The organism is Oleiphilus sp. HI0086 (assembly GCF_001635225.1).
Genome location: NZ_LWFZ01000345.1, coordinates 1 through 776, shown reverse-complemented (window position 1 = coordinate 776; position 776 = coordinate 1). Strand labels below are relative to the sequence as shown.

Sequence of the window (776 nt, the reverse complement as noted above, 5' to 3'; positions counted from 1 at the left end):
AATTAAGTCTAACCCTATCACCTAAAGGAGAACTATCACAAATTAAGGCCAGGTATGCATCGCGACCATCACCCTGGCAGGGCGGTTCATAAGGTATAGAGTCACACATTTTTCGTGCTAAATTTGACAACAAAAAGCATAATTCAGAGGTATTTGATATCTCGGCTTTCCCAGCCAAGTCACTTAGCGAAACATACTCGCGACCTGCTTTAAAAAGTTCACAGATAATGTCGTTCGTTTTGCGGCTTTCAATTGGAAGGGTCTCACAAATTGCGCGATACCATGCTGTTAGGTCAGGCATGCTATTTTCTCTCAGTCTAATTTCGTTCCTGATATGACTGTCAACAACACCCTTGAGGTATTGAAATGGTTCATCACTATCTAAACCCTCACAATAAGCAACTCTCTCACCCTGCTTAAAAACCTCGCCGGTACTCACTCCGTTAGTGACTCGGTTTACTAGCTTGTAGGTTCTATAAAAACTTTCTTTTATCTGACTCTTGGTTAATCTGTCAGGCATTGTTAAGACGTTCATCATAGTAGATTCCAAAACAACTGATTGATAGCACTATCCTCATTATTGTCATACTAGTTTCGTCATTCGACCACCTAATAAATTTTGTCGTCAACACAAATTCTTTTCGTTTTACGCTTTAAAAAATCAGGCCCAAAATTACGACAGATTTACACAAGCTCAACTGACAATGTTTGGAGGTATCCCAATGAAAATAGCAATCCTATCCCGTAACCCAGAGCTCTACTCTACTCGCCGACTA

1 protein-coding gene is annotated in these 776 nt (G+C 40.3%); it reads right to left on the bottom strand.

All coding sequences use genetic code 11. The features are described from left to right. The coding region (locus A3756_RS04445; RefSeq protein WP_156490263.1) for a hypothetical protein at positions 1 to 538 on the bottom strand (538 nt) is incomplete at its 3' end. Positions 539 to 776: the final 238 nt, after the last annotated feature.